This window comes from Psychrobacter sp. UBA3962 (assembly GCF_002385225.1).
Classification (GTDB): domain Bacteria; phylum Pseudomonadota; class Gammaproteobacteria; order Pseudomonadales; family Moraxellaceae; genus Psychrobacter.
Genome location: NZ_DGDC01000042.1, coordinates 17,859 through 41,118, shown reverse-complemented (window position 1 = coordinate 41,118; position 23,260 = coordinate 17,859). Strand labels below are relative to the sequence as shown.

The window sequence follows — 23,260 nt, the reverse complement described above, 5'->3', positions numbered from 1 at the left end:
TCAAATGAAAGTAACTGAGATTATCAGAGCAGCACTTACCAGGCTTGGCATTTATGCAACAGGCGAGGAGGTGCCTGCTGATGACGCATTGGCGGCCTTGGATGTACTAAACGGCATATTGTCAGAGTTTAAGCTGCAACCCCTGCTTGGCGTGCCTGATTGCCTCAGTTTGCCTCTTGATATTCATGAAACTATTGACTGGCCTAAGAATTTAGAGCGTTTAGTTATCTTGTCACTGGCAATTGATTTAGCCCCTGATTATGGCGTTGAGCCGTCAGCTACGCTAGTTAATAGACGCAATGGGGCTATGACAGTGCTCAAGCAGTCAAACGCCAAGCCAATATTCACAAAATCAGCATGGAAACATAACCGTTATGGCTGTTATTAATCTGCCCATTGTTGGTGGTGCTTACAAAGACCCCAATACAGTTATTGGCTGCCAATCGTGCATTAATCTTTACCCTGAAGTGACTCAAGGTAGCGAAAAGACAGTAAGCGCATTAATATCAACCCCAGCTATTAAAACACTGTATGGCAGTGGCTTTGAGTCAAGATGCAGAGGTATGACTGCACTTTCAGATGGTAGCGTTTATGCTATTTACGGCCACAAAGTTTACAAGTTGGAGGATGATAGATTTTTACCAATTCCAGAAGTATTTATTGGCGGGAATAAGTCAGTAATTATTGCTGAAAATAATAATTATGCCTGCTTCATTAGTGAAAATACTATTTATACCTTAGATACTATCAGTGATAAATGGGGCGAGTATGGCGAAGAGTTGCTATATCCCGCTGACGATATTGTCACACTATCACAGCGTTTTATTTTTAACCGGCGTGGCACAGGGCAAATATTTTGGACAGATGTGCTATCAACTAAAATTGATGCACTTAGCTTTGCAACAGCTGAAGCAAACCCAGATAACGTCACTGCTCTAAAAACACACGACAAACAACTTTGGGTTTTTGGTGAAGAGTCTACAGAGATTTGGTACTCAACAGGCGATAGCGATCTGCCATTTGCCCCGATGCAAGGCACTTCAATTAATGCCGGATGCGTGCAAACTAAGACTATCCAAGAATTTGGCGGGTCGCTTGCATGGCTGAGCAATACAACCAATGGCACATCTCAGATTGTGATGACACAAGGTTATCAGGTGCAGCGCATTAGTAACCATGCCTTAGAAAAAGAGTTAAGCGGCTATGATTTAACGGATGCTAGCGCTTATGTTTACCAAGAAAACGGCCATAGCTTCTATGCTCTTAATATACCTAACGCCAATAAGACATGGGTGTTCGATGGCGCCACAGGCTTATGGCATGAGCGTGCAATATTTAAAAAAGGCAGATTTGAGCGACATCCGGCTGAATATCACGCCATGTATAAAGGCCGCCACATATTTGCACACTACAACAAAGTACTGTTGATGGGCTTATCTCACAATGGGAGCGATGAGATAGCAGGTGAAGTGCTGCCGCAAGTCAGAGAGCGCACCACTCACGCAGTAAGCCGCACCAAAGGTATGATACGCCACAACCGGTTAACCTTAATTGCTCAGCAAGCTACTGGTATGGACAACACAACAGACCCACAGGTAATGCTCTCGTGGTCAGATGATGACGGGGTGAGCTGGTCTGATACTCGCTGGCGAAGCCTTGGCAAACGTGGTGAACATAAAAAACGCACGTTTTGGGCAAGATTGGGGGCTAGTCGCAATAGGGCGTATCGCATACGGATGACGGACGCCGCTAATTTGGTAATTACTGGAGCAGAATTGGAGGTAAGTTGATGCAACAGCTTAAATTGCCGCAATCGCCATTTGTTACGCCAAACTTTATGGTGGCTGGTGAGTGGCTTGTGTTCTTAAATGAGTTTATCCGTCTGCTCAACCTGTTGATTAGTAGTGGCACGATTGACGCAGCGCAAGAAGCGATTGACTTGGCATCAACAACAAGAGTCACAATGGACTTTATCCACGCTCAAGATGATGCGTCACAAGCGGAAGTAGTCCACCTGAGTATCAATGATTATGAAGATATAAGCCAAGTTGGGCTAGTAATGCAAAATGAAGAGCCTAAAGTTGATACTCCTTACGCTCAACTATCAGCCATCGAACAACAATTATATGATCAGCAAATTTGGAATTTAACCGTATGATTAAACGCAAGCCATTAGTGCCAACACAAGTGCTGTCTGCAGAGATTAATCCAATTTACACAGTGCCAGAAGGTTTGAGCGCTCAGGTAATGGGGCTAACTCTGCATAATCCCACAGATGCAGCCATTACCGTTATTATCAACTACACGCCCCAAGAGTCGGTAGCAGATGCGACAAGCCAGGTAATGAAGCGCACATTGCAAGAGGGTGAAAGTTATCCATGCCCTGAGCTGGTCAATCACACGCTGACAACTGGCATGAGCATTCAAGCAAGCGGTGAGGGTGCGACAATCATTGTCAGTGGTGTGACGTTTACTTAAATAACCTATTGACTGTCCGAACGCTAAGTGGTATAAATTAACCAGAATCGAGAAGTATATATAAAGCCCGTCCATAACAGGAATGGGCTTTTTTTATGCCCAAAATTTAACCAAAAAACAAAGCCTGACTCCATGAGTTGGGCTTTTTTGTACCCAAAACAAAACCCCCAGTCTGGCCGGACGTGGGGGTTTTTGTATTTACACCTAACAGCACTTAGGAGCAAATCTTGAAAAAGTATAGCAGAGATAAGTTTAAATTGCACCCGAGGGAGGGCCTTAGTATGGAAGGTTTAATAACTCCATTTCTTAGATTTTGCATTGGAATATCAATACTAGCAGTAGCTTTAGGGCTGTTTGCTTTATTCATAACCCCTCTTGTTAGAACATTATTATGAAGCAAGATATTAGACAGGTCAGCTTTGCAGAGTATCAAGGCGATATCACAGCAATGATGCTTGATATGTTGCACCTTGAGCCACAGCCGGTCGATATCCCTGTTAGGCGTTACATTGAGCTTGACGAGATGGGCGTACTAAAGCCGTTTATGTGGTTTGATGGTGATGTAGCTAAAGGCGTGGCTTTGCTGTTTGTAAGCCCCTCACTGCGTAATCAGGGCATTGTTGATGCTAGTACCGATGTGATATGGGTTAAGCCTGAGTATCGCGGTAATAGCCAGGCATTTATTGACGGCATTAAAGAGCAACTAAGGCAGATGGGTGTTGACTACTGGTGCATATCAAGCCGTGACAGTCATCCGATAGACAGATTTTTAACTAAGAACAACTTTGAGCCGCTTGAGCGGCTTTATTTTTGCCAATTATAAAGAGGTGCAGCATGGGATTTGTAAAAGATGCTTGGAATGGCATAACCGGTAAAAGTGGTGCTAAAGCTGCTGAAAAGGCAGGCAACATTCAAGCTGATGCCAGCAAGTACGCTGCTGATATTAGCCAAAAACAGTACGAACAAACACGTCAAGACCAGATGCCTTGGCTTAATGCTGGACGTGACGCATTAGGTAAGCTGCAAGGGTATGTGAGCAACAGCCCAGACTATAACGACGTGTGGGGTCAGCGCATTGAAGATAACTACTTACAAGGCAATTTAACCGGTGGTTTAGACCCTAATAACTTTGCAACTGACCCAAGTTATTTGTGGCGCAAGCAGCAAGGCATGGATCAATTGCAATCAAGCGCAGCCGCTCAAGGCAGTCTGCTATCAGGGGCAGCTTTAAAGTCGCTTAACGAATACAACAGCAACTTAGCAAGCCAAGAATACAATAACGCATGGACCCGTGACCAAGCGCAAAAGCAAAACCTATTTGGCGTGCTTGGCGGTGCTCGCTCGCAAGATTATTCGATGTTTAATACTGAGGATGCCCGCCTTTACAACCAATTAGCAAACTTAGCGGGCGTTGGCCAACAAACCGCTACTAATCTTGGCTCATTCGGTGCTCAGAACGCAGCAACTGTTGGCGATGCGCAAATTAACGCTGCTAATGCTCGGGCTAACGGTCTTGTGGGTGGTGCGAACGCCAAGGCATCTGGTTGGGGTAATTTGCTTAATTTGGGCATGATGGCTGGTGGCATTATTTAGGGAGTAGTTATTATGGTAATGGCAATCAACAACGCAGCACTACTTACACAGCCAACAGATATTAGCAACCTAACGGCCAGCTATCGAGACGGGCAAAAGCTACGCCAAGAATATGATGCTAGGCAACATCAAAAAGCACTGAATGATTTAATGAAAATCGGCGATTTTAATGAGCGCCTAGCAGTAGCATCACAGCATAAGTATGCAGGGGCTTTGGTGCCTGCGGTTCAGCAATACGAAGAAGCCCGTCAAAAAGCAGCATTAGACAACCTGAAAACCAGTGCAGATATTGGCAAGACGTTTGGCGAGACTGGCAAGCTAAACGCAGAGACAGGCAAGATTGGCGCTGAGACAGAAGATACTCAGTTAAAAACCGCTCAAGGCATTAAGGACTATGTATCAGCAGCGGCGGTCACCCAAGACCCCAAAGTTTTTGGTTTGCACATTGGCGAACTTTATAAACGTGGTTTGATAACTGAATCGCAAACCCAAGGCTTGTTAAGTCTTATTGTAAAAGACCCTGAAAATGCCGCCAAGGTTATGCAGGCAATGGCAATAGCTAACCCAGAGATTGCCAAGACGTTTATGCCGGAGTTTAAAACTGTTGATGGCGGCGATAAGATTTACGGTTATAGCGTTAATAAGTTTACTGGCGAAGCTAATGACCCATCGATGACTATCACAAAAGGCACTAGCCCTGATGTTGTGCATCAAGGCGGTGTTAGTGAGCGCAACAACATCCGCACTACTAATGCCACTAGATACGCGTCTGATAATAGTTATAACGCGTCTGTGTATGGCTCAGATATGCAGTACAAGGGCACTGTTTACAAAACGGATTCTGACGCCGAAACCAAAATGTTTGAGATTAACCAAAAAGGTGAGATTGCTTGGGCTAAAAATTTACTTGAGCAACAAGAGTTAGATTTCAAGATTTCCACAGGCGGAAACAATAAGCCCAAAAAATCAACAAGAGATGTTGAGTTAGAGAACGAATATAGCGCCCAGTTAAAAACTAACGCCACAACACTAAAAGAGCTTGCTAGATGGCAATCCAAAATAAAAAATGGTGAGCTGAAACTAGGCCTGAGTAGCAATGCCCTTAATAATGCTGCAAATAGGCTTGGTGCTCCGTCTCTAGGCAGTAACCCTAAAGATTATGCAGAATTTACTGCGTTTTTAAAGGACTTGGCGAATAAAGCGTTAAGGCTAAATAAAGGCACGCAAACAGATGCGGATTATATACGTCAATTAGAGGGTATGATTGCAGGCTCTTATATCCCACGAGACAATCAAACCGCCAACGCACTACTTGCAAGAATGAATAGAGATATAGTGACGGCTAACAAAGGCATTTACAACAACCTGTCTAATGTTAAGGCTCGATACGGCGAGCCGTTACCCCCTTACGGTCAAGGTGCCAAAAAGGTCAATAGAGGTGGCGGCAAAACCAACACAGGCGGCAATAAGACAAACAATAACAACGCTAAAGTAACGACTATTGCTAATAAGTGGTTTAACTAAGGGGGCTTGCTGTGGAGAAGCTACAAGACGGCACACCGTTAAACGTGGCGGTGTATAAAGCATACCGCAATGCAGGGCTATCACACAGCCAGGCTTTGGCAATTACTGCAGAGGTAGGTCGTGAGAACGGCTTTCAAAGTAAGTATTTATTCGGTACTCACACTGACCCTGCCGCCAACACTAAAGGCGGTGCAATTAAAAACGTGGGAATGTTGTCGTGGAACCAAGGGCGGGGCAATGCTTTGGCTTCATTCCTTAGTAAAAATGGCCTGTTAGGTAATAACGGCATACAACGCTCGCAAGCTGCACTAAACGCACAAGCTAGATTTAGCGTGGCTGAAATGAAAAGTCCTAAATATGCTTCTAAGCTAAAAACATTCTGGAATAATCCAAACGCAAACCCTGAAGCCTTTTCCAGAGAGCTTGGCAAGCACTACGTTGTTTGGGCTTATGGTCAAGACACCATTAGAGCTCAGGGCGGTGGCCGCACAGCGTTTGACTGGAAAAAACACGATAATAGGCGCAGAAATCACCTGCAGAACTTGTTAAATATGACAGGTGGCGGTGGCGGCAACTTCCAAGCAGCAGAGGTCGACCCAAGACTTGCTATGAGTGCTCCAGAACTGCTCAAAACCTTGAGAAAAGACGGCAAAATGAACGACAGCCAGTTGTTTGTTAACCTTGTTCATGGCAATGGCAGGGCGGCTCAAGAGATTAGGCATTTGCTAAATAAAGGCCATGACCCTGCTGATATTGCCAAACAATTAGGGCTTAACATCAAGATGGCAGCACCACCGCCAAGTGAGCAAACTACCAGTCCTGAACCAGCCACTTCCGAACTTACTGCAGCAGATCTAGGATTAACTCCAGATGAGGTTGAGGTTTTAGGCTTGAGCGATGTGCTTCAGGCGCAGCAGACGCCAGAGGAGCCGGTTAATCAAGAGCCTATAAGCAGCGCACCGCTTGAAAGTTCGTTTATTACGCACAATCAGCCACAGCAGATAGAGCCTGAAATACCGCAAGAGCAACCAAGCGGTAAGCTACAAGCTATCACTGCCGAGCTACCAAAGTTAAAAGAGCAGGGTTTAAACCCTTACCAGGCACTTTATACACTTGCCCAGCGTGATGATGACATCGGCACATCAATAAGAGGTGCTTTTAATGACGGCATGAACACCGAGCAAATGGCCAACTATTTTGGAGTAAATGATATATGGCAGTCTCAAAACGAGCCATCGAGAAACACATTGCAAATAGACGAGCAAAGGGAGTATCAGACCCCGTCATTATTGCAGAGCTGATGAAGTCGCCAGGTGCTTTAGGCAATAGCGTTAACGGCTTTATGCTTGACGCAAAAAAGGCGGGGCTAAACCCCACTCAAGAGTTTGCCAAGGTTTTTGGTCTGAACACCAAGCCTACCCAGACCGCCAAAAAAGGCGGTTTTTTAGATAAGGTAGGTAGTGTTATTACTTCTTTTGGCGATGGACTCAAAGAAAGTGTAGGCGGTATCAAACAGGCTGACCTGTACCTAAAAGACAAGGTTAGTCAGGGTATTAATGCCGTTACTGGCAGAAATATAGCACCTACAGACAACCTGGATAAATACAATCTTGGGCGCAAAGCTGAGGATATGGTGCGCACTGAGTACCGGGCAAAAGCAGGCTTAAAGGGCACTGACTTAAGTAAGCTAGGCGGCGAGATTACCGGTACCGTACCTATAATGATGGGTGGCGGGACGATGGGTGCAGGTGCCAAAGGTGCTGCAAAATTCATGGGCAAAGAGGCCGTGCTAGGTGCTACGTCTGGGGCTATTCGCGAAGCTGACAATGCCAAGCATCGTGCACAAAACATGGCGCTTGAAGGTATTGGCGGGGCAGTTGGCGGCGTGGCTGGTGAAAAGCTTGTTGCCCCTGTCACTCGCAAGGTTGGCAGCACTATCGCTCGACGAGCAGCAAACAAAAGCGGTGCTACAGCAAGGTCGGCTGAACAACTGGTTGATGATGCTATTAGAACAACAAATATCGAAGTTCCCCCTGCTGCGCGTCAGCAGATGGTAAAAGAAGCTGAGCAGTTTTTAAAAAAAGGCAAGGCGGTTGATGGTCCTGCTTTTGTGCGTAAAAACCTACTAGACCGCCATGGTATTAAAGGTACGCAAGGGCAAATCACTCGCGACCCAGCTGTTTGGACAGATGAACATGAGCTTGCAAAGCGGGGGGCAAACAACCCTTTAAACAGCAAGCACATAGAAAACCATCAACAGCTTGATGAGTTAATGCAGGGGTTGGTTAGAGATACCGGCGCAGCACCAACAGAAAGTTATGAAAGAATATCTAGTACGTTTAAGACGCTTAAAGGGGCTGACGAAGCAGCTCAAAATAAAGTCGGCGAGCTTTACGACAAGGCCAAGAGTCTATCGGGGAACGATGCTCAGCTAAATCACTTACGCTTTATTAATAACGCCACAAAAGACCTTGAAGATAATATGCTTGGGTCGTTTGTTAAAGGCGACACCATGAAAGCTTTAAAGGGTATGTTTGATGACCCTGATTTTGTGCTGACTCATGGCAAATCCGAAGAGTTAATAAAAATTATCAATGCTCGTTTACGTGCCACCACAGACGGTAGTGAGCGCCAGGCGCTGGGCATCATTAAAGACAATCTATCTAAAGAAGTGGATAGATCAATCGATGAGATGACAGGCTTAATCGGTAATGGCCCAAGCGACGGTGGCTTAATCGCTGCAAAAGAGGCATGGCAAGAAGCAAGGGGAGCGGCAAGACAGCGCTTTGAAGATTTAGAGTCTGTGCCTATGCTAAAGGCAGCTGTTGAAGATGTTGAGCCTGATAAGGCGCTTAACAAGTTTCTCATCAACGGCAATGTTGGCGATATCGTGCGAACCGTCGATGTGCTAAAAAACGCCCCTGGCGGTGATCAAGCTATTGCCGATTTGCAGGGGACAGTAATCGAACATTTTTTAGCACAAGCTACAAAGTCAAACAACGGTGCGTTTAGTCCGGCTGGGCTCAATAAAGCAATCAACTCGTTTGGCAATCAGCGTATGAGAGCTTTATTTACTCCCGAGCAAATAGCACGATTAAATGACATCAAACAAGTAGCTGATATTTTAGTGCAGCAGCCGCTTGGAGCACATGTTAACCATTCAAACACTGGTAGTGTGCTAATTAAGCAGTTGCTGGGACTTGTGAACGTGGTTGGCTCGATACCAAGAGTTGGCGGCATGGCATCAGGCTTGATGTTAGGCGCCGCTAATAAAGCAAAGGATATCTCAACACTGGGTACAGCCGCAAAAATGGCCAACGGCCAAGTGCCTATCACCAAAAATTCAAGCCTAGGACTCACGCCTGAAATGCTTGAAATGATGGGTCTTGTGCAAAATGTATCAACAACACTGCCTGCGGCTACTGGTGCAGCCATGTCAGGTCAATAACACAAACAAATTAACCTCAAGCCCTGCCTTAACCGGTAGGGCTTTTTGCTTTGGAGATAGCAAAATGGCAGTACAAATGCTGGGTATTAAAACCAAGTTTACAGATGATCAAGGCCGTCCATTAGTTGGCGGGAAAGTCCATGCCTACTTTGCGGGCACAACCACTTATCAGGATACTTTTAAAGACCCTGATATGACCATTGTCAACACCAATCCTATCATCCTAGATGATTCGGGTAGTGCAGATGTATATCTGAATGGATCTTATCGAATTAGAATTTTTGATAAAAACGATGTGCTTATTGAAGAGCAAGACGGCGTTACTCAAAGCGCTAGTGGCGAAATTACTACTGCAAAAGGTGAAATAATCGGTCTATATGGTGCAGTTTTAAATAGCCTGACGAACGAAGTTAAGCGAGCTGTAGCTGCAGAAAAAACTATTGCTGATAGTCTGACATCGGAAACAACTCGGGCTAAGTCAGCAGAATCAGCCCTACAAAGCAGCATTGGCGATGAAACAACTCGGGCTAAGTCAGCAGAATCAGCCCTACAAAGCAGCATTGGCGATGAAACAACACGCGCTAAGAAAGCAGAGTCTGACTTAAATGCCGATATTATAAAAGAAGTGAGCGATAGGGAGTCAGAAGTTGCTCGCTTAGACGAGGTTGATGCAGTATTGCAAGCCCAAATAAATAGTATTGGTGGCGGCAAACTAGCATATAAAACCTACGCTGAAATGATTGCAGATAAAAGTAACATTGCTGCAAAATCAAGCATTGATGTTTTAGCTGACACCGATGATAAAAACGGTACTTATTTATATGACGGGGCTAATTTTGTTAAGTCGCAGTATGACCTTGAAAAGTTAATAAGAGCCAAGGTGCAAAATACGTTTGGTACTTATGCCCAAATGGTAGCGTCCAATTTAAGTGACGGCTCTTATGCTTTAGTAACTGAGGACGTTGGTGTTAATAACGGCATCTACTTCAAAGAGGGGGGTGTTTGGGTTAAATCTAATTACGATGTGTACAGTAGAGTTGAAAGAAATATAGGTTCAATAATATCCAAGGCTGACAGTTATTTAATTCACCCAGTAGACATGTCTAGTCCTGCACCTATTGGAGAGCTAGGCTTAGTAGTACCAATTATATTAGACCAAGTTTTTGAATCTCGTGGCGAGGTAAGTAGTTTTGAGGCTTACTTTCAGACAGGTACTACAGCTATCACCATTGCTGAATTTGAGTATCGTGAAGGTAAGTTTTGGATAACAGATAATAAAGCAAGAGTGTTAGTCAGTACAAGCGTGATTAGGTATGCACTAGATAATAAAGTAGTAATCAATGAAGGGAATTATCTGGGATTTATTTGTGAGGGAGCTGTTACTCGATATTGGAAAGGATTGGAACCTAAGTTGCCCTATCTTGTACAGGACTCTGTAGATGAAGATGGGGGTATATTGGCAAAACCCTTTAATGGAGCCATATATCAAATTAGTTTTGAGGTAGATTTTGTCGGTTTTATAGGCGAGATACAGAGTTTAAAGAGTAGGTTAAAGTATTTAAGTGCGCTGCTTTTTAATGGTGAGACCACAATAGGCTCAGGAGATATTGATGACACAGGTGTTGCAGCTTCAGCTTATGCAGTAGGTTTTGTAGATAGCTTGCCTGATCCTAGTACGTTAAAAGAGGTTACATTATATGCGCATACCCCTGATGCTATCCAGTTTGCTATATATAAAAAAAAGCAGCTGCCTGACGGAAAATTAGATTTAACAAGACTGTGGACTAGCCCAGAGTATCCCGTGAAACAAGGGCTTCAAACTTTATTAATAAATAGTGATTATGTAGTAAGCGAAAAAGATTGTATGGTTGTTTGGCTTACTAAAAATAAGTCTATTTATTTCAGACCTTTTAGAGGTTCGGAAAAAGCTACTTATATCTCCTCAAGCAGTCTCGTAGATAACCTACAGTCTCCTACATTTTCTGGTGCTATGCCTCAAATATCGTTTACTTATAATACCCCTGGCGCACTAACTTCCAATGCACTAAGAGTTACACAATTAAGCCAAAGCGAGTATGACGCATTAGGCACTTATGACGGCAATACTTTATATGTAGTGAGGTGATGTATGACTATATTTTATAAAGGTCATAAGTTGACCCAAGAAAATGTGTACTTTAGAGGTAACGAGGTAAGCAAACTATACTTAGGTGATAAACTGGTATTACAACCAGAAATACCTGATGATTACTACCCACTAACTAAAATCCACTTAGGTGTTATAGGAGATAGTACGATTGCGGCAGGATATGGTGGGCTGGTTATAGCTGAGTATGAAGAAAAACTGCAGCCTTTTACATCTGTAGCCCAAGGAAGTGATACTATTTTAGGGCAGACATCAAAGTTTAGTGCTCTGACCAACACACAAGAGTTTGATGTCGTTATTATGCAAATTGGCTTAAACGATATGGGGAGTACCTACACATTAGAGCAAACAAAGACGCAGTATCAAAACCTGATTAATAAAGTGAAGAGCATGGTCAAACCTAGTTGCAAGATATATATAGCGAAAATGCTCCCGTGTAAGGCTAGATGGACTCACCCCGATGTAGCTGATCGCTTCCCTAATCCCGAGTATCCTCAAAATAAATGGTTGGCTTTAAATGACGCTATTATGACTGAGTTTACGGGTGTTGATGGACGTATTGAATCTCATGTACCTATCCTTGATGATGGTGAGGGAAATCTAAAAGCAGAATATGATACTGGAGACCATATCCATGAAACCCCTGCTGGTCGTCAAGTTATCGCTACTGCGTGGAAAGACAAGCTAGTACATGACGGCATTATTACTGCATAAACGTAAAATTTGCATAACCACCTTCGGGTGGTTTTTTATTATCAAAATTTAGGAGATCCAATGCCAAATAATACACCCTTCTGGGATATCATTTTACTAAAGCTTTTGGCATTCTTGCCTAAGGTTTTTGCAGCCGTTATTGGTGCTATTTTTGGTCTGATGCTGAGCGGAGACATCGGCAAAGACGGAAAAATACAGGTCAATATGTCGGTTATTATCAAGTTCACCATAGCAGTAACTGTTTCGCTCTTTGGCGGTGCAGCGCATATCGAGCTCATGGACTATCAAAAATATAGCGTCATGACACATGGAGCAATCATGTTGCTATGGGCCGTCTTTGGCATGTTAGCAATCGGCATTGTTTATCAGTCTGTAGCATTGATGCAAGGTAAGCCCTTATCAGCAGTAATCAAAGAGATTAAAGACGCAGCACTCGCAATAATTAGCAAGTAGTAATTACCAACTGACCGGCCCGCTATATGCGGGCTTTTTTACGTATAAAGGATTTAAAAATGAGCAAATTTAATGAATTTTTTGACAGATTAATGCAGCACGAAGGCGGTTATGTTAACCATCCGAACGACCCAGGCGGTGAGACGATGTGGGGCGTCACTAAACGAGTTGCACAGGCACACGGATATTATGGACCTATGCGCCAATTGCCAAAAAGTAAAGCCAGGGAGATAGCAACCACGTCATACTGGCTAGCGATTAAAGGTGACGATTTGCCGCCAGCTGTAGCTTGGCAGGTTGTCGATGCTGCATACAACCATGGGAACCGTAACGCAGTGAAATTTCTACAGCGCGCAGTAGGCGTTTCTGACGATGGCATCATTGGCCCGCGTACACTAGCGGCAGTTAATGCTAAAGATAAAAACGATGTATTAATGCTATTTAACGCAGAGCGTTTAGAGTTTTATACAAAGCTTGGAACGTGGCAGACCTTTGGCCGCGGCTGGGCTAGACGCATCGCTGGTAATTTAAGATGGGCCGCTAAAGATAATTGATATTATGCAAAAGCCCTCGTTATGAGGGCTTAGTTTTTCCCTTCAATTCATCAAGATAATCAGCCCAGGCTTGCATCATTTCGCGTCTATCATCTAGCCACTGGACACGATTATATGCCCTGCCATTTGCGTCTCTCACCTTATGACCCAACTGCATTTCAATCATGCGGTAGTCATACCTAAACTTTTCTTCCAGTAGTGTTCTAGCCATAGCTCTAAATCCGTGGCTGGTTTGCTCACTACCATCAAAGCCCATGCGTCTTAATGCTTGGTTAAAAGTACTGGTTGATAAAGGCTTGAGCGTGCTAATCACCGATGGGAACACAAACTCACTTTGTCTGTACCCTTTCATTTGCTCAAGTATTAAGAGTGCTTGCTCAGATAAAGGCGTTACCATTTCAATCTGTGTTGTGTGTTTAGTCTTGTTAGGCGTGTAATTCCACACCTTTTTACCAAAGTCGATATCAGACCATTTTAGATGCCGTACTTCGCCAGGTCTTGAGAACATCAGCATCAAAAACTTTAATGCTTGGCGTGTGACAAAGTGCCCACTATATATGTCTATCTCTCTAACCAAGTCTTTAATACGCGACTCATCAAGTATTGCAGGGTTATGGGTAACTTCGCCTGTTTTAAACACGCCTTTTAAATGCAGCGCTGGATTGTCTGTTGCTCTACCTGTTGCAATTGCGTGTGTCATTACATGGCTAATCATAGTTCGCATCTTTTGCAGTTTAGTAAAATACTCTTGCTCTTCAACTGGTCGCAATACTTGCATAAGATCAGGCACGGTTATTTCAGAAACCGGCATATTACCAATGACAGCCAATACTTCATCAATGTAGTTTTGCATCTTATCTAAAGTGCCTTGACTATAATTCTTAGTCGGCAGCCACTCGTCAAATACTGACTTAAAATCATTAGCCAGTTTTTTCTTCTCTATATCGTCTTTATTCTTAAAGTGCTGCTTAGGGTCTATGTTTTTAGCCAACAACTTGATGCACTCTTCGCGAACGCTACGGGCTTCTGACAAAGATATTGCAGGGTAGCGGCCAATGCGATACGAGTCAGGTTTGTCAGTGTAAGGTTTAATGTACTCAAAATACCAAGTCTTAGTGCCGGACGTTAAAATCTTTAGGCGTAACCCATTGCCGTCTTGCAGGTAATAGATCTTGTCCTTAGACTTAGCTCTTGATACCTCTGTATTAGTTAAGGCTCTTGTAATCCGTGGCATATCAAATCCATAAAGGTAATTATTAAAAACAATTAAGGTAAAAGAGGGGATTACCACTAATTTTACCTTTAAAAAACTTGGATTGATATAGACACTTATAGACAAGTATAGACGTAAAAAAGCCCCAAACCTATACGGCTCGGGGCTTTAAATACAATTATAGACAATTAAATACTATATAATGGTACCGGTGGTCGGACTTGAACCGACACGCTTTTAAAGGCAACGGATTTTGAATCCGTCGTGTCTACCAATTCCACCACACCGGCATGTAGGGTAGCAACTTTAATATGTGCTTGATAGGTGGCGTATTATAACAACTTCTCAAATGTGGTCAAGAAGTTTTATTACTAATTTTGCCACCCTCATTATTTTTAAGCGACTGTCTAGCCTACGAAAGCACGCTCTACAACGTAGTCAGCAGGCTCGCCCATACGTGGCGATACGGTTAGGCCGTAGCCATCTAAAATCTCAGAGATGTCAGCGTTAAATGGCATACTACCGCATACCATTACACGGTCATCTTCTGGGTTGATTGGCGGTAAACCAATGTCTTCAAACAGCTTGCCAGACTTCATTAGGTCCGTAGTACGGCCTGTATTGCGGAAGTCTTCACGTGTTACTGTTGGATAGTAAATGAATTTCTCACGGAACCATTCGCCAAATAGCTCGTCGTTTGGTAGCTCTTCTTCAAACATCTCACGGTACGCTAAGTCTTCTACTTTACGCACGGTATGGCATAAAACGATTTTATCAAATCTCTCAAACACTTCAGGGTCACGAGACAGCGCTAAGAATGGGGCAAGACCAGTACCTGTCGCTAACATATATAAGTGTTTGCCAGGAAGTAGGTCATCTAAAACGATGGTACCTGTTGGTTTTTTACTGATGATAAGCTCATCACCCACCTGAATATGCTGTAAGCGAGAGGTCAATGGGCCATCTTGAACCTTAATCGAAAAGAACTCTAAATGCTCTTCATAGTTTGGGCTTGCGATAGAGTAGGCACGCATCAATGGCCTACCATCTACCATAAGACCAATCATGGCAAATTCGCCATTACGGAAGCGTAGACCGGCATCACGTGTCGTTTTGATAGAGAATAAAGAATCATTCCAGTGGTGTACATGAGTCACTGTTTCAGTATGGAACTTTGACATATAGGCCTCAACAATTAATGATGGCTGGAGAGTTTAAGAACCCACTTAATATAAGCGAGTAACACTGTGTTTGTAGTAGGATGTTCGTACTATGACGTTTAAAATATTAACTATTTATTAAAAATTACGGTTTTGAGCAATGGTTTTCATGGATTGAAAGCATTACACGATAATTTTAAAAGCGCATATGATAACAAATTATTGCTTATCATAACGGTAAAGAGGGTAAATTTCGCTCAAAGCGTCATAATAAAATGGAATAACAGATGTTGAAAATAATATAAGCAACTATTTTAAGTCTGTTTTTTTCAAGCTATTAAGTCCTTCGAGTATCAAACCGCACCGATCCTTAAAAGGCTCGGTATCTTTACACGTCTAAATCAATAATAATAGGATTGCTAACCTGCGCTATTAAAAAGAGGAAGTATACTATAGTAACTGGTCTATTAGTGTTATTGGGATGTTTGAGACCGTTATCAAGAGTAACTTTTTTAGAGCCAGCATTAATTATTGTCTAATGTTCTATAATTTGCCCTTATAATTTACTCCTATAGCTTACCCTTATAATTTGCCCAAAGGTATTAACGACACTCATGTCTCAAGAAGAACTATTACTGACACCAAATCAGATAACTTTGCCTATTATTGGCTACCATCGTTCGCCTTTGTCGCAGAAGTTTGGTATTCCACGTCAGCCAAACCTAGTGGCATTGTCCAGTGTTATTGAGTTTATAGCTCCTTATGATACGATTGATGCCTTCGAAGGGATTGAAGCTTTCAGCCATTTATGGATTACTTGGCATACGCATCACAACCATTTAAAGCAGACTTCACAGGACAAGGCTCAAACGATAGATAATGAGTTTAAGCCCAAAGTTCGTCCTCCAAGATTGGGAGGCAATACCAAGCTTGGGGTGTTTGCCACACGCAGTACCTATCGTCCGTCCCAAATTGGCTTGTCGGTGGTAAAGCTAATAAAAGTTGAGGTGGTTTCAGGTGCAGTACGGCTACATATTAGCGGTGCTGATATGGTAGACGGCACACCGATTATCGATGTTAAGCCTTATATTGCTTATAGTGATGCTATCACTGAGGCAGTCAGTGGGTTTGCGGCCGATAAACCGCAATTAAAGCCTGTGATACTCAGTGATAATGCTAAGCAACAACTCACGGAGGCTATAGATCAACCTTCTAGCCAACTGACCGAAGAAGATGGCGATATTATTTGTCAGCTTATCGCACAAGACCCCAGACCGGCTTATCGTCAGAAGCAGTCTGAAAGGGTATTTTATATGCGTTATAAAGACTATGACATTTGCTTTCAGACTCATGAAAGTTTATCCGCTGAGACTCAGAGCTTAATTATCGTATCGATTACAGCTCTAGAGTAAGCCAACTTGAATTTGGTCAGCCAATAGCGATACAGTTAATAAGCTATTAAGTAATGGGTTAGTAAACCTAGAGACGACAAATCCTCTTCATTATCCAATATCCAATTTATCAACTTTTTAATCCATCAATTTAAAAAAAGAGTAACTATGTATACAGACAGTCATTGTCACCTAAACCGCTTAGATTTAACCCAGCACGACGGAAAGTTAGACGGGGTTATTGAAGCCATGAAGCAAGCCAAAGTGAGTCGTGCCATGGCCATTATGTGCGACTTTGCTGAGTATGATGAGATTTATGACATCATTACCAAATACGGCGATGACCAGCTAAATCTTGGTATGAGCGTGGGCATTCATCCCTGCGAGGACTTAGAGGTTTTAAAATCAGCAACGGTGGAGCGTCTAGTAGAAACAGCAAAACCTGATCATGTCTGGGCCATTGGTGAGACGGGTCTGGATTACTACTGGAGTGATGAGAATAAGCAGGAGCAAAAAGCCAGTCTAGCGCGTCATATCCATGCCAGCCAGCAGTTAAAAAAGCCCCTTGTGGTGCATACCCGTGAAGCCAAGCATGACACGATTGATATCCTAAAAGCTGAAAAAGCAGAACATGGTATTATTCATTGTTTCACCGAAGATTGGGATACTGCTAAGAAGGCTTTGGACTTAGGGTTTTATATCTCATTTTCGGGTATCGTTAGTTTCAAAAATGCCCAAAGCTTAAGAGATGCTGCCTTAAAAGTGCCAAGAGACCGTCTGCTTATCGAGACCGATAGCCCTTATTTGGCGCCTGTTCCTAAGCGTGGTAAGTCGAATGAGCCTGCGTATGTGCCTTATGTGGCCACCTGTTTGGGCGACTTATTTGGCATAAGTAGTGAAGAGGTAGGGGAGCTTACCACAAAAAATTTCGAGGATTTACTGGCACAAGCTTAATAAAATGGGTATGCTATGCAGGGTATGACTAATCAGTCATAAATTTGTTGTGGTTCCGGGCCACTTTTATAGTGCCTGTTAACGTAGATATTATTCATCAAAGATTATACAAGGTTGGGCGTTTTCATGAGTAGGCAGCAGCAATTTAAGAACCGTGAAGAAAAGATTTTAGCGACCGCTGAGCAACTCTTACTTGAAGCAGGGAGTGGCGATATAACTCTAGACAGTTTGGCCGATCAGCTAGACTTGGCGAAGGGGACTTTATATAAGCACTTCTCAAGTAAAGATGAATTATATCTGCGAATCATCATTCGCTACGAAGAGCAATTATTTAACATTAATAAAATCGATGACAGCGTCTCAGCTGGCGTGTCACGTATGATTCTTCAGCAATTGATGAGCCCACAAAAGGCCTTATTATTTAACCAAATTGAAGAGCGTCTGGCAGCCTCGGCTCAAGGCTTAAATAGAATGTTTGGTGAGCTATATGAGATTAGACGCGCACGTATGAAGCGTCTGATAGACCTTACAAGCCTATATTTGCAAGAGCAAAACAGTGGTTTGAGTACCCGAGACTATCTTTCAACTATTTGGGCGATTGGACAAGGTGGGGCGAGCCTTCTAAACTCAAGCTTCTATCAGCGTTATTTAGGGCGTCGTGACACCCTAAGAGTGGCTTTGGTGCAGCAGATGTTAGACTTACCAAAGCAGTATCCCAGTGTGGATGAAGCTGATGAGGATATGGTGGATTTGGTGAACCAGATTGACTCTGAAAGCGAAGCACACTTACAAGCCCAAAGTTCCTAAAATACTAAAAAAAGCCCTCTAATCTTAAGATTAGAGGGCTTTTTTATGGTTGTTACTTTTATGGTTAAGAGCTTTATGTGCTTCTCAACTATTTGAGTAACGTATTTGAATGACTTATTTTGATAGTTTGTTTCAATAAATAGTTGGTTTCAGTAGTTTGTTTCGATAATCAGTCATCTGCCAATAGGGTGGCTTCATTAGAGCGCCAATTCTCGGCACCATAAAACAGCATTTGGGCTTGTCTGGTGCACTGTCTTAACATCTGCTCTTTTTTATGTTCAGAGTTTTTGACATCGTCTTCTTCGTCATCATGCACTTGAGAGTAGGTCAGGTCAAGCCAATCAATAATCCAAGTCAAAAATAGGTTTAAGCCGGCCTCAGCAAGCAGGCGTCTGTCTTCAGAATTGATGTGCTGGAAGGAAGGCTGGATGCCTAAGTCTTCCCCCATAATTTTCGCAAAAAGCTTAATTTGGGCATCAATGGCATTACGCACCGACTCTGAGCCGCCAAAGCGCTCACTGACCAAAAACTGCCAGTAGCGGGGGTGTTCATCGATGGAGGCGAAGAACAACTGGATACTCTTGGCGATTTGGCGGTCGTAACTGCGTCTACGCCCCATCTGTAAACCACTACGTAACGTGGAGAGTGCCTCACCTAACTCCTCTTCCACTAAGCAACGGCCTAGAGATTCCATGTCATCAAAGTGACGATAGAAAGCTGTTGGAACCACACCCACTTCTCGAGTGACTTGACGTAAGCTAATCGAGGCGAAAGATTGGCCCATCATACAAAGATCAAGTACCGCATTAAAGAAGGCTTGACGGGTCTGCATCTTTTTTTGTTCGCGGCTATTTAACGGGCTATTACTGCTGCTAGTGCTGGTCATGATAAACAATCTCAGTCGAAAGTAAACATTAATGTGGGTCGTAACACCTGTTAACCCACACAGCTTGCTAACTTCAAGCTTACCATATTTTATCCCCAATGCCATTTAAATCCTGAGCCAGTCGGTAGGCCTCATGATCATTCATACCGGTTAGGTAGTCTAAGATATTTAACGCATTTTCATAGACGTCCATACCAAGCTCTCGGTTTAAAATATGCAAGTGTTGGTTTAATAATTGAATCAAATGCTTTTGTTCAAAGTGAGGGGCTTGCTCAGTAATTGGCAGTAGGGCTAAGGGCATAAATGCGTCCAACAAAGTCTGCAGACAGCGATTGGCCATCAGCTCCATACGTATCTTGCTGGGGTGAGCAAAAATTTGGCTCGAGGCTAAGTTTTTGGCCCTATTGATACCTTCACTCACGCTTGGCTCACAGTGATCAAATAAGCTGCCATGCATTTCCCCTGCCAGCATGGTATCGGCATGGGTAACGAAGGCTTCTGTCACCTTATCTACCAAGCGCATCATGGCCCGGCCTCTTAAAGCGGCTAGTTTTTGGACAATGGGCGCATTGTTTGTCACCTCTGGGGGGACCCCCCGCGAGCCAATTAGTCCCATCATTAAAGGCTCCACCTCTTCATAACTAATCATATCCAGATGAATGCCATCTTCTAAGTCGATAAGCGCATAACAGATATCATCGGCAGCCTCTAACAGATAAGCCAGAGGATGACGGGCATACCCGTCGTGATCGAGGGCATAAGGCAGGTGCAGTTGACCGGCTAATTTATCGAGTAAATTGGCATCATTGTTAAAGCAGCCGTATTTTTTGATATCTAGGGCTCGAATGGTAGTAGAGGAGTTAGATTCAGCGTTTTCATCTGTCTCAATAACATTACTATGTTCCGCCAACCACGGGTATTTCATAAAAGCCCCTAAGGTGGCGCAGGTTAGGCGCATGCCACCTCGGTCAGGATGATGCTCGTTACGGGTCAAGAGTCTAAAGCCTTGCGCATTGCCTTCATAACCTTGTAAATCTAGGCGCTGAGCAGGGGTCATGTGACTTAAAAAGGATTGCTGACTCGGTTGGTTGAACCAATCTCTAATGGCATATTCACCGGCATGGCCAAAAGGAGGGTTGCCAATATCATGCGCAAGACAAGCGGCTTGTACGATGACCCCAACATCACCCACACTGACACCACGAGGTAAGCCTTCAGGGAGTTTATGTTGTAGTTTTTCGGCAGCCATCATACCCAGTGAGCGACCAATACAGGACACTTCTAAAGAGTGGGTAAGCCGAGTATGAATGCCCATCTGATTGGTGAGCGGGTGGACTTGGGTCTTTTGGTTGAGCTGTCGAAAAGATTGAGAGAAAATCAGTCGGTCATAGTCTTTGTGAAAGGGGGTACGAGACTTCTCTTGAGAGATGTCTTTTTTTATACTGCCCAGACGGCGGTCAGTAAATAGGTAGGACCAGCGTTTGTGTGCAGGCATGCTCTTTAAGCTAGAGCTATTTAAATGAGCGTTTAAATTAAGGCTATGCTGAGTCATAAATCACCAAATCAAAAAGGTAGGGATTAGTTACGATTAGCATAACAGAAAAAGCCGATAAGTTAACTTATCGGCTTTTCAGTGTTGATACTAAGATGGTCTCAGGCGGTTTGGGCCTGCTAGTTTAAACTTATACGTTAAATCTAAAGTGCATCACATCGCCATCTTGAACGATATAAGTTTTACCTTCTAGACGAGATTTACCAGCGGCAGCAGCGCCTTTCTCACCACCATATTCGATGAAGTCTTCATAGGCAATCACTTCAGCACGAATAAAGCCACGTTCGAAGTCTGTGTGAATCACACCGGCTGCTTCAGGCGCTGTAGCACCTACTTTTACGGTCCAAGCACGTACTTCTTTCACGCCAGCGGTGAAGTAAGTTTGCATGTCTAATAGTTTGTAACCTAAGCGAATGACTTGGTCTAGACCGGCTTCTTCCATGCCCATGCCTTCTAAGAAGTCGGCTTTATCGGCTTCATCTAATTGAGAGATTTCTGCCTCAATTTGATTACATAGGGGCAGTACAATGGCGTCTTCTTTGGCTGCATATTCACGCACAGCATCTAGGTAAGGGTTATTTTCAAAGCCATCTTCGCTAACGTTGGCAATATACATGGTTGGTTTTAAAGTAATTAGACCATAGCTTTTGATAAGTTTCTTCTCATCATTGTCTAAGTTAGCCCCGCGTGCTGCCTTACCTTCTGCTAATAGCGGTTCAATTTTTTTGAACACTTCCAAAGTAGCTTGAGCATCTTTGTCGTTGCCCTTAGCTTTTTTGGTTAAGTTAGTGATCGCACGCTCAACGGCTTCTAGATCTGCTAATGCCAATTCAGTGTTGATGGTTTCGATATCGTCAATAGGGCTGACACGACCATCTACGTGAATCACGTTGTCGTCGTCAAAGCAGCGAACCACGTGAGCAATGGCGTCAGTCTCACGAATGTTGGCTAAGAATTGGTTGCCCATACCTTCGCCTTGTGAAGCACCGGCTACCAAGCCTGCAATGTCTACGAATTCCATGGTAGTCGGTAATACACGCTCAGGTTTTACGATCTCAGCTAATTTGTTTAAGCGAGGATCAGGCACAGGTACGATACCTACGTTAGGATCCTTGGTACAAAAAGGGAAGTTTTCGGCTGCAATACCGGCTTTGGTTAAAGCATTAAATAAAGTTGATTTTCCAACGTTTGGTAAGCCCACGATGCCACAGTTAAAGCCCATGTTCTGTCTCTCTTAATCTGATTTGATAATAAAATAAGTGGAATACTTAATACGGATACTAAGGGTGATATAAATACTAAAAAAAATAGCGGTTGAATAGGGTAGTTACTGTTAATACTGGCTGAATGAATTCAGCCTGAGTATCAAATAATTGTTTAATAAAAGGTGGCTAAATAAATTAGCAGGTATTGTAGCAAAAATTGTCTGAAAGGGGGTGAGCTATTGCTTATTACTGCTATGATCTTCGATTAGGCCTACCATGACCCCCATATTTTTATTGTCCTGATGGGCAATGTCTGGGGCGTATAATGCCGAGGCTATACCGCCATCTAAAAACAGGGCGTTGGCACAGTTTAAATCCTCTTTAAATAAGCTGGCAAATTGATAAAAAGTAACCGGTTCATTACTGGTGACAAACTTTATGTTGCCATCTTCACAGACGCCCACACCATTACGAATTTTTTGTGAGGTGCTGGCAGGATTAAACTTGGGATGTAGCTTACCCTCGATAACCAACATCGGCCCTGACTGGGTAGCGTACCAAGGTTTGGCCACCCCGCTTTGTAGCATTTCATTGAATTTATGGCTTTCGGTGATGCTAACTCGATTTTTTTGGTCCCACCACAGCACCCCGTTGGGCATCATATGAAAGTTGCCCGCTCCCTCGTTTAGATTCAGCGATAAAATCTGCCGGCCCTGAAGGACCGTAAAGCCGATGGGAGCAAATTCAGCGTTGTACATGCCTGCGTTCGTAGCAAACTTTAACTCGCTACTTTTTGGCAAATCAGCAAGCAAGTTATTGAATTTATATAAGGGCTGGATGGTTTGATCTTGATCGGCTAGGCGAGCACGGTCATCTTCTTGTGCCGCTTGCCATTGACCGGACTTCCAAAATAAATGCAGAGACAAAGCAGAGTTGGCTTCAAGCAGCTCATTTTGTGAAACTTGACACACAGCATGAGCAAAAGGGGCGGCCTTAGATTCACAAAACTGTTGCTGTTCAGGGGTCGCCTCTTTTACAGACTCTATTAAAGCATCAAGCTCTCCGTTTTTACAGCCCGACAAAAATAAAGAGGCCCCTAAGCTGATGACAAGAATAGACCAGTAGTTTTTTGGCTTAAAGCGAGAGAGGGAGTTCATCATATAGGGGCCTTAACCATATTGC

The 23,260-nt window shown here is 43.5% G+C and carries 22 protein-coding genes and 1 tRNA gene; 16 read left to right on the top strand and 7 right to left on the bottom strand.

Annotation, left to right across the window (positions count from 1 at the left end):
- The first annotated feature begins 4 nt into the window (after positions 1–4).
- The 13 genes from B3S92_RS10155 to B3S92_RS10095 all read left to right on the top strand — a co-directional run bounded on the left by B3S92_RS10155 (position 5) and on the right by B3S92_RS10095 (position 12,910).
- Complete coding sequence (locus B3S92_RS10155; protein ID WP_296205633.1) at positions 5–388, top strand: hypothetical protein; 384 nt, start codon at positions 5–7, stop codon at positions 386–388.
- Entirely contained in the window at positions 375–1,790 is a 1,416-nt protein-coding gene (locus tag B3S92_RS10150; protein WP_296205630.1) for a packaged DNA stabilization protein, read from the top strand. The genes B3S92_RS10155 and B3S92_RS10150 overlap by 14 nt, the downstream gene beginning before the upstream one ends.
- Complete coding sequence (locus B3S92_RS10145; RefSeq protein ID WP_296205628.1) at positions 1,790–2,158, top strand: hypothetical protein; 369 nt, start codon at positions 1,790–1,792, stop codon at positions 2,156–2,158. The genes B3S92_RS10150 and B3S92_RS10145 overlap by 1 nt, the downstream gene beginning before the upstream one ends.
- On the top strand, positions 2,155–2,478 hold the full coding sequence (locus B3S92_RS10140; RefSeq protein WP_296205626.1) for a hypothetical protein: 324 nt from the start codon (positions 2,155–2,157) through the stop codon (positions 2,476–2,478). The genes B3S92_RS10145 and B3S92_RS10140 overlap by 4 nt, the downstream gene beginning before the upstream one ends.
- Positions 2,479–2,869: 391 nt before the next feature.
- Positions 2,870–3,301: a hypothetical protein gene (locus B3S92_RS10135; protein WP_296205623.1), complete on the top strand. Its 432-nt coding sequence runs from the start codon at positions 2,870–2,872 to the stop codon at positions 3,299–3,301.
- Positions 3,302–3,312: 11 nt separating this feature from the next.
- Positions 3,313–4,071 (top strand): hypothetical protein, encoded by a 759-nt coding sequence (locus tag B3S92_RS10130; RefSeq protein WP_296205620.1) that lies wholly within the window; start codon positions 3,313–3,315, stop codon positions 4,069–4,071.
- A gap of 12 nt (positions 4,072–4,083) precedes the next feature.
- Positions 4,084–5,595, top strand: coding sequence for a hypothetical protein (locus B3S92_RS10125; RefSeq protein ID WP_296205617.1), 1,512 nt, complete (start codon positions 4,084–4,086; stop codon positions 5,593–5,595).
- An 11-nt stretch (positions 5,596–5,606) separates the two neighbouring features.
- Positions 5,607–6,896, top strand: coding sequence for a hypothetical protein (locus B3S92_RS10120; RefSeq protein ID WP_296205614.1), 1,290 nt, complete (start codon positions 5,607–5,609; stop codon positions 6,894–6,896).
- Positions 6,809–9,043, top strand: coding sequence for a hypothetical protein (locus B3S92_RS10115; RefSeq protein ID WP_296205612.1), 2,235 nt, complete (start codon positions 6,809–6,811; stop codon positions 9,041–9,043). The genes B3S92_RS10120 and B3S92_RS10115 overlap by 88 nt, the downstream gene beginning before the upstream one ends.
- Before the next feature lie 64 nt (positions 9,044–9,107).
- Positions 9,108–11,168: a phage upper tail fiber protein gene (locus B3S92_RS10110; protein ID WP_296205610.1), complete on the top strand. Its 2,061-nt coding sequence runs from the start codon at positions 9,108–9,110 to the stop codon at positions 11,166–11,168.
- A 3-nt stretch (positions 11,169–11,171) separates the two neighbouring features.
- Positions 11,172–11,903, top strand: coding sequence for an SGNH/GDSL hydrolase family protein (locus tag B3S92_RS10105; RefSeq protein ID WP_296205608.1), 732 nt, complete (start codon positions 11,172–11,174; stop codon positions 11,901–11,903).
- Positions 11,904–11,963: 60 nt separating this feature from the next.
- On the top strand, positions 11,964–12,356 hold the full coding sequence (locus tag B3S92_RS10100) for a hypothetical protein (RefSeq protein WP_077449188.1): 393 nt from the start codon (positions 11,964–11,966) through the stop codon (positions 12,354–12,356).
- 59 nt (positions 12,357–12,415) lie between these two features.
- Complete coding sequence (locus tag B3S92_RS10095; RefSeq protein WP_296205604.1) at positions 12,416–12,910, top strand: glycoside hydrolase family 108 protein; 495 nt, start codon at positions 12,416–12,418, stop codon at positions 12,908–12,910.
- A gap of 19 nt (positions 12,911–12,929) precedes the next feature.
- Here the strand turns inward: B3S92_RS10095 and B3S92_RS10090 are convergent, their stop codons facing one another.
- The 3 genes from B3S92_RS10090 to B3S92_RS10080 form a co-directional block, all read right to left on the bottom strand.
- Positions 12,930–14,144: a tyrosine-type recombinase/integrase gene (locus B3S92_RS10090; protein WP_296205601.1), complete on the bottom strand. Its 1,215-nt coding sequence runs from the start codon at positions 14,142–14,144 to the stop codon at positions 12,930–12,932.
- A gap of 182 nt (positions 14,145–14,326) precedes the next feature.
- Positions 14,327–14,413: transfer RNA gene (locus B3S92_RS10085), tRNA-Leu, on the bottom strand.
- 117 nt (positions 14,414–14,530) lie between these two features.
- Complete coding sequence (locus B3S92_RS10080) at positions 14,531–15,304, bottom strand: ferredoxin--NADP reductase (protein ID WP_077448021.1); 774 nt, start codon at positions 15,302–15,304, stop codon at positions 14,531–14,533.
- Between the two features lie 593 nt (positions 15,305–15,897).
- Here B3S92_RS10080 and tsaA point away from each other — a divergent pair.
- From tsaA to B3S92_RS10065, 3 genes are all read left to right on the top strand, one after another.
- Positions 15,898–16,695 (top strand): tRNA (N6-threonylcarbamoyladenosine(37)-N6)-methyltransferase TrmO, encoded by a 798-nt coding sequence (gene tsaA / locus B3S92_RS10075; RefSeq protein WP_077448022.1) that lies wholly within the window; start codon positions 15,898–15,900, stop codon positions 16,693–16,695.
- 147 nt (positions 16,696–16,842) lie between these two features.
- Entirely contained in the window at positions 16,843–17,628 is a 786-nt protein-coding gene (locus B3S92_RS10070) for a TatD family hydrolase (protein WP_077448023.1), read from the top strand.
- 126 nt (positions 17,629–17,754) lie between these two features.
- Positions 17,755–18,435, top strand: a complete 681-nt coding sequence (locus tag B3S92_RS10065; RefSeq protein WP_296205594.1) for a TetR/AcrR family transcriptional regulator — start codon at positions 17,755–17,757, stop codon at positions 18,433–18,435.
- A gap of 169 nt (positions 18,436–18,604) precedes the next feature.
- Here B3S92_RS10065 and B3S92_RS10060 read toward each other — a convergent pair whose 3' ends face one another.
- The 4 genes from B3S92_RS10060 to B3S92_RS10045 form a co-directional block, all read right to left on the bottom strand.
- Positions 18,605–19,321, bottom strand: a complete 717-nt coding sequence (locus B3S92_RS10060; RefSeq protein ID WP_296205593.1) for a TetR family transcriptional regulator — start codon at positions 19,319–19,321, stop codon at positions 18,605–18,607.
- Between the two features lie 79 nt (positions 19,322–19,400).
- Positions 19,401–20,816, bottom strand: a complete 1,416-nt coding sequence (locus B3S92_RS10055) for a deoxyguanosinetriphosphate triphosphohydrolase (RefSeq protein WP_296205700.1) — start codon at positions 20,814–20,816, stop codon at positions 19,401–19,403.
- Between the two features lie 187 nt (positions 20,817–21,003).
- Positions 21,004–22,095, bottom strand: a complete 1,092-nt coding sequence (gene ychF / locus B3S92_RS10050) for a redox-regulated ATPase YchF (RefSeq protein ID WP_028859066.1) — start codon at positions 22,093–22,095, stop codon at positions 21,004–21,006.
- Between the two features lie 219 nt (positions 22,096–22,314).
- Positions 22,315–23,238 (bottom strand): phosphodiester glycosidase family protein, encoded by a 924-nt coding sequence (locus B3S92_RS10045; protein ID WP_296205588.1) that lies wholly within the window; start codon positions 23,236–23,238, stop codon positions 22,315–22,317.
- Between the last annotated feature and the right edge of the window lie 22 nt (positions 23,239–23,260).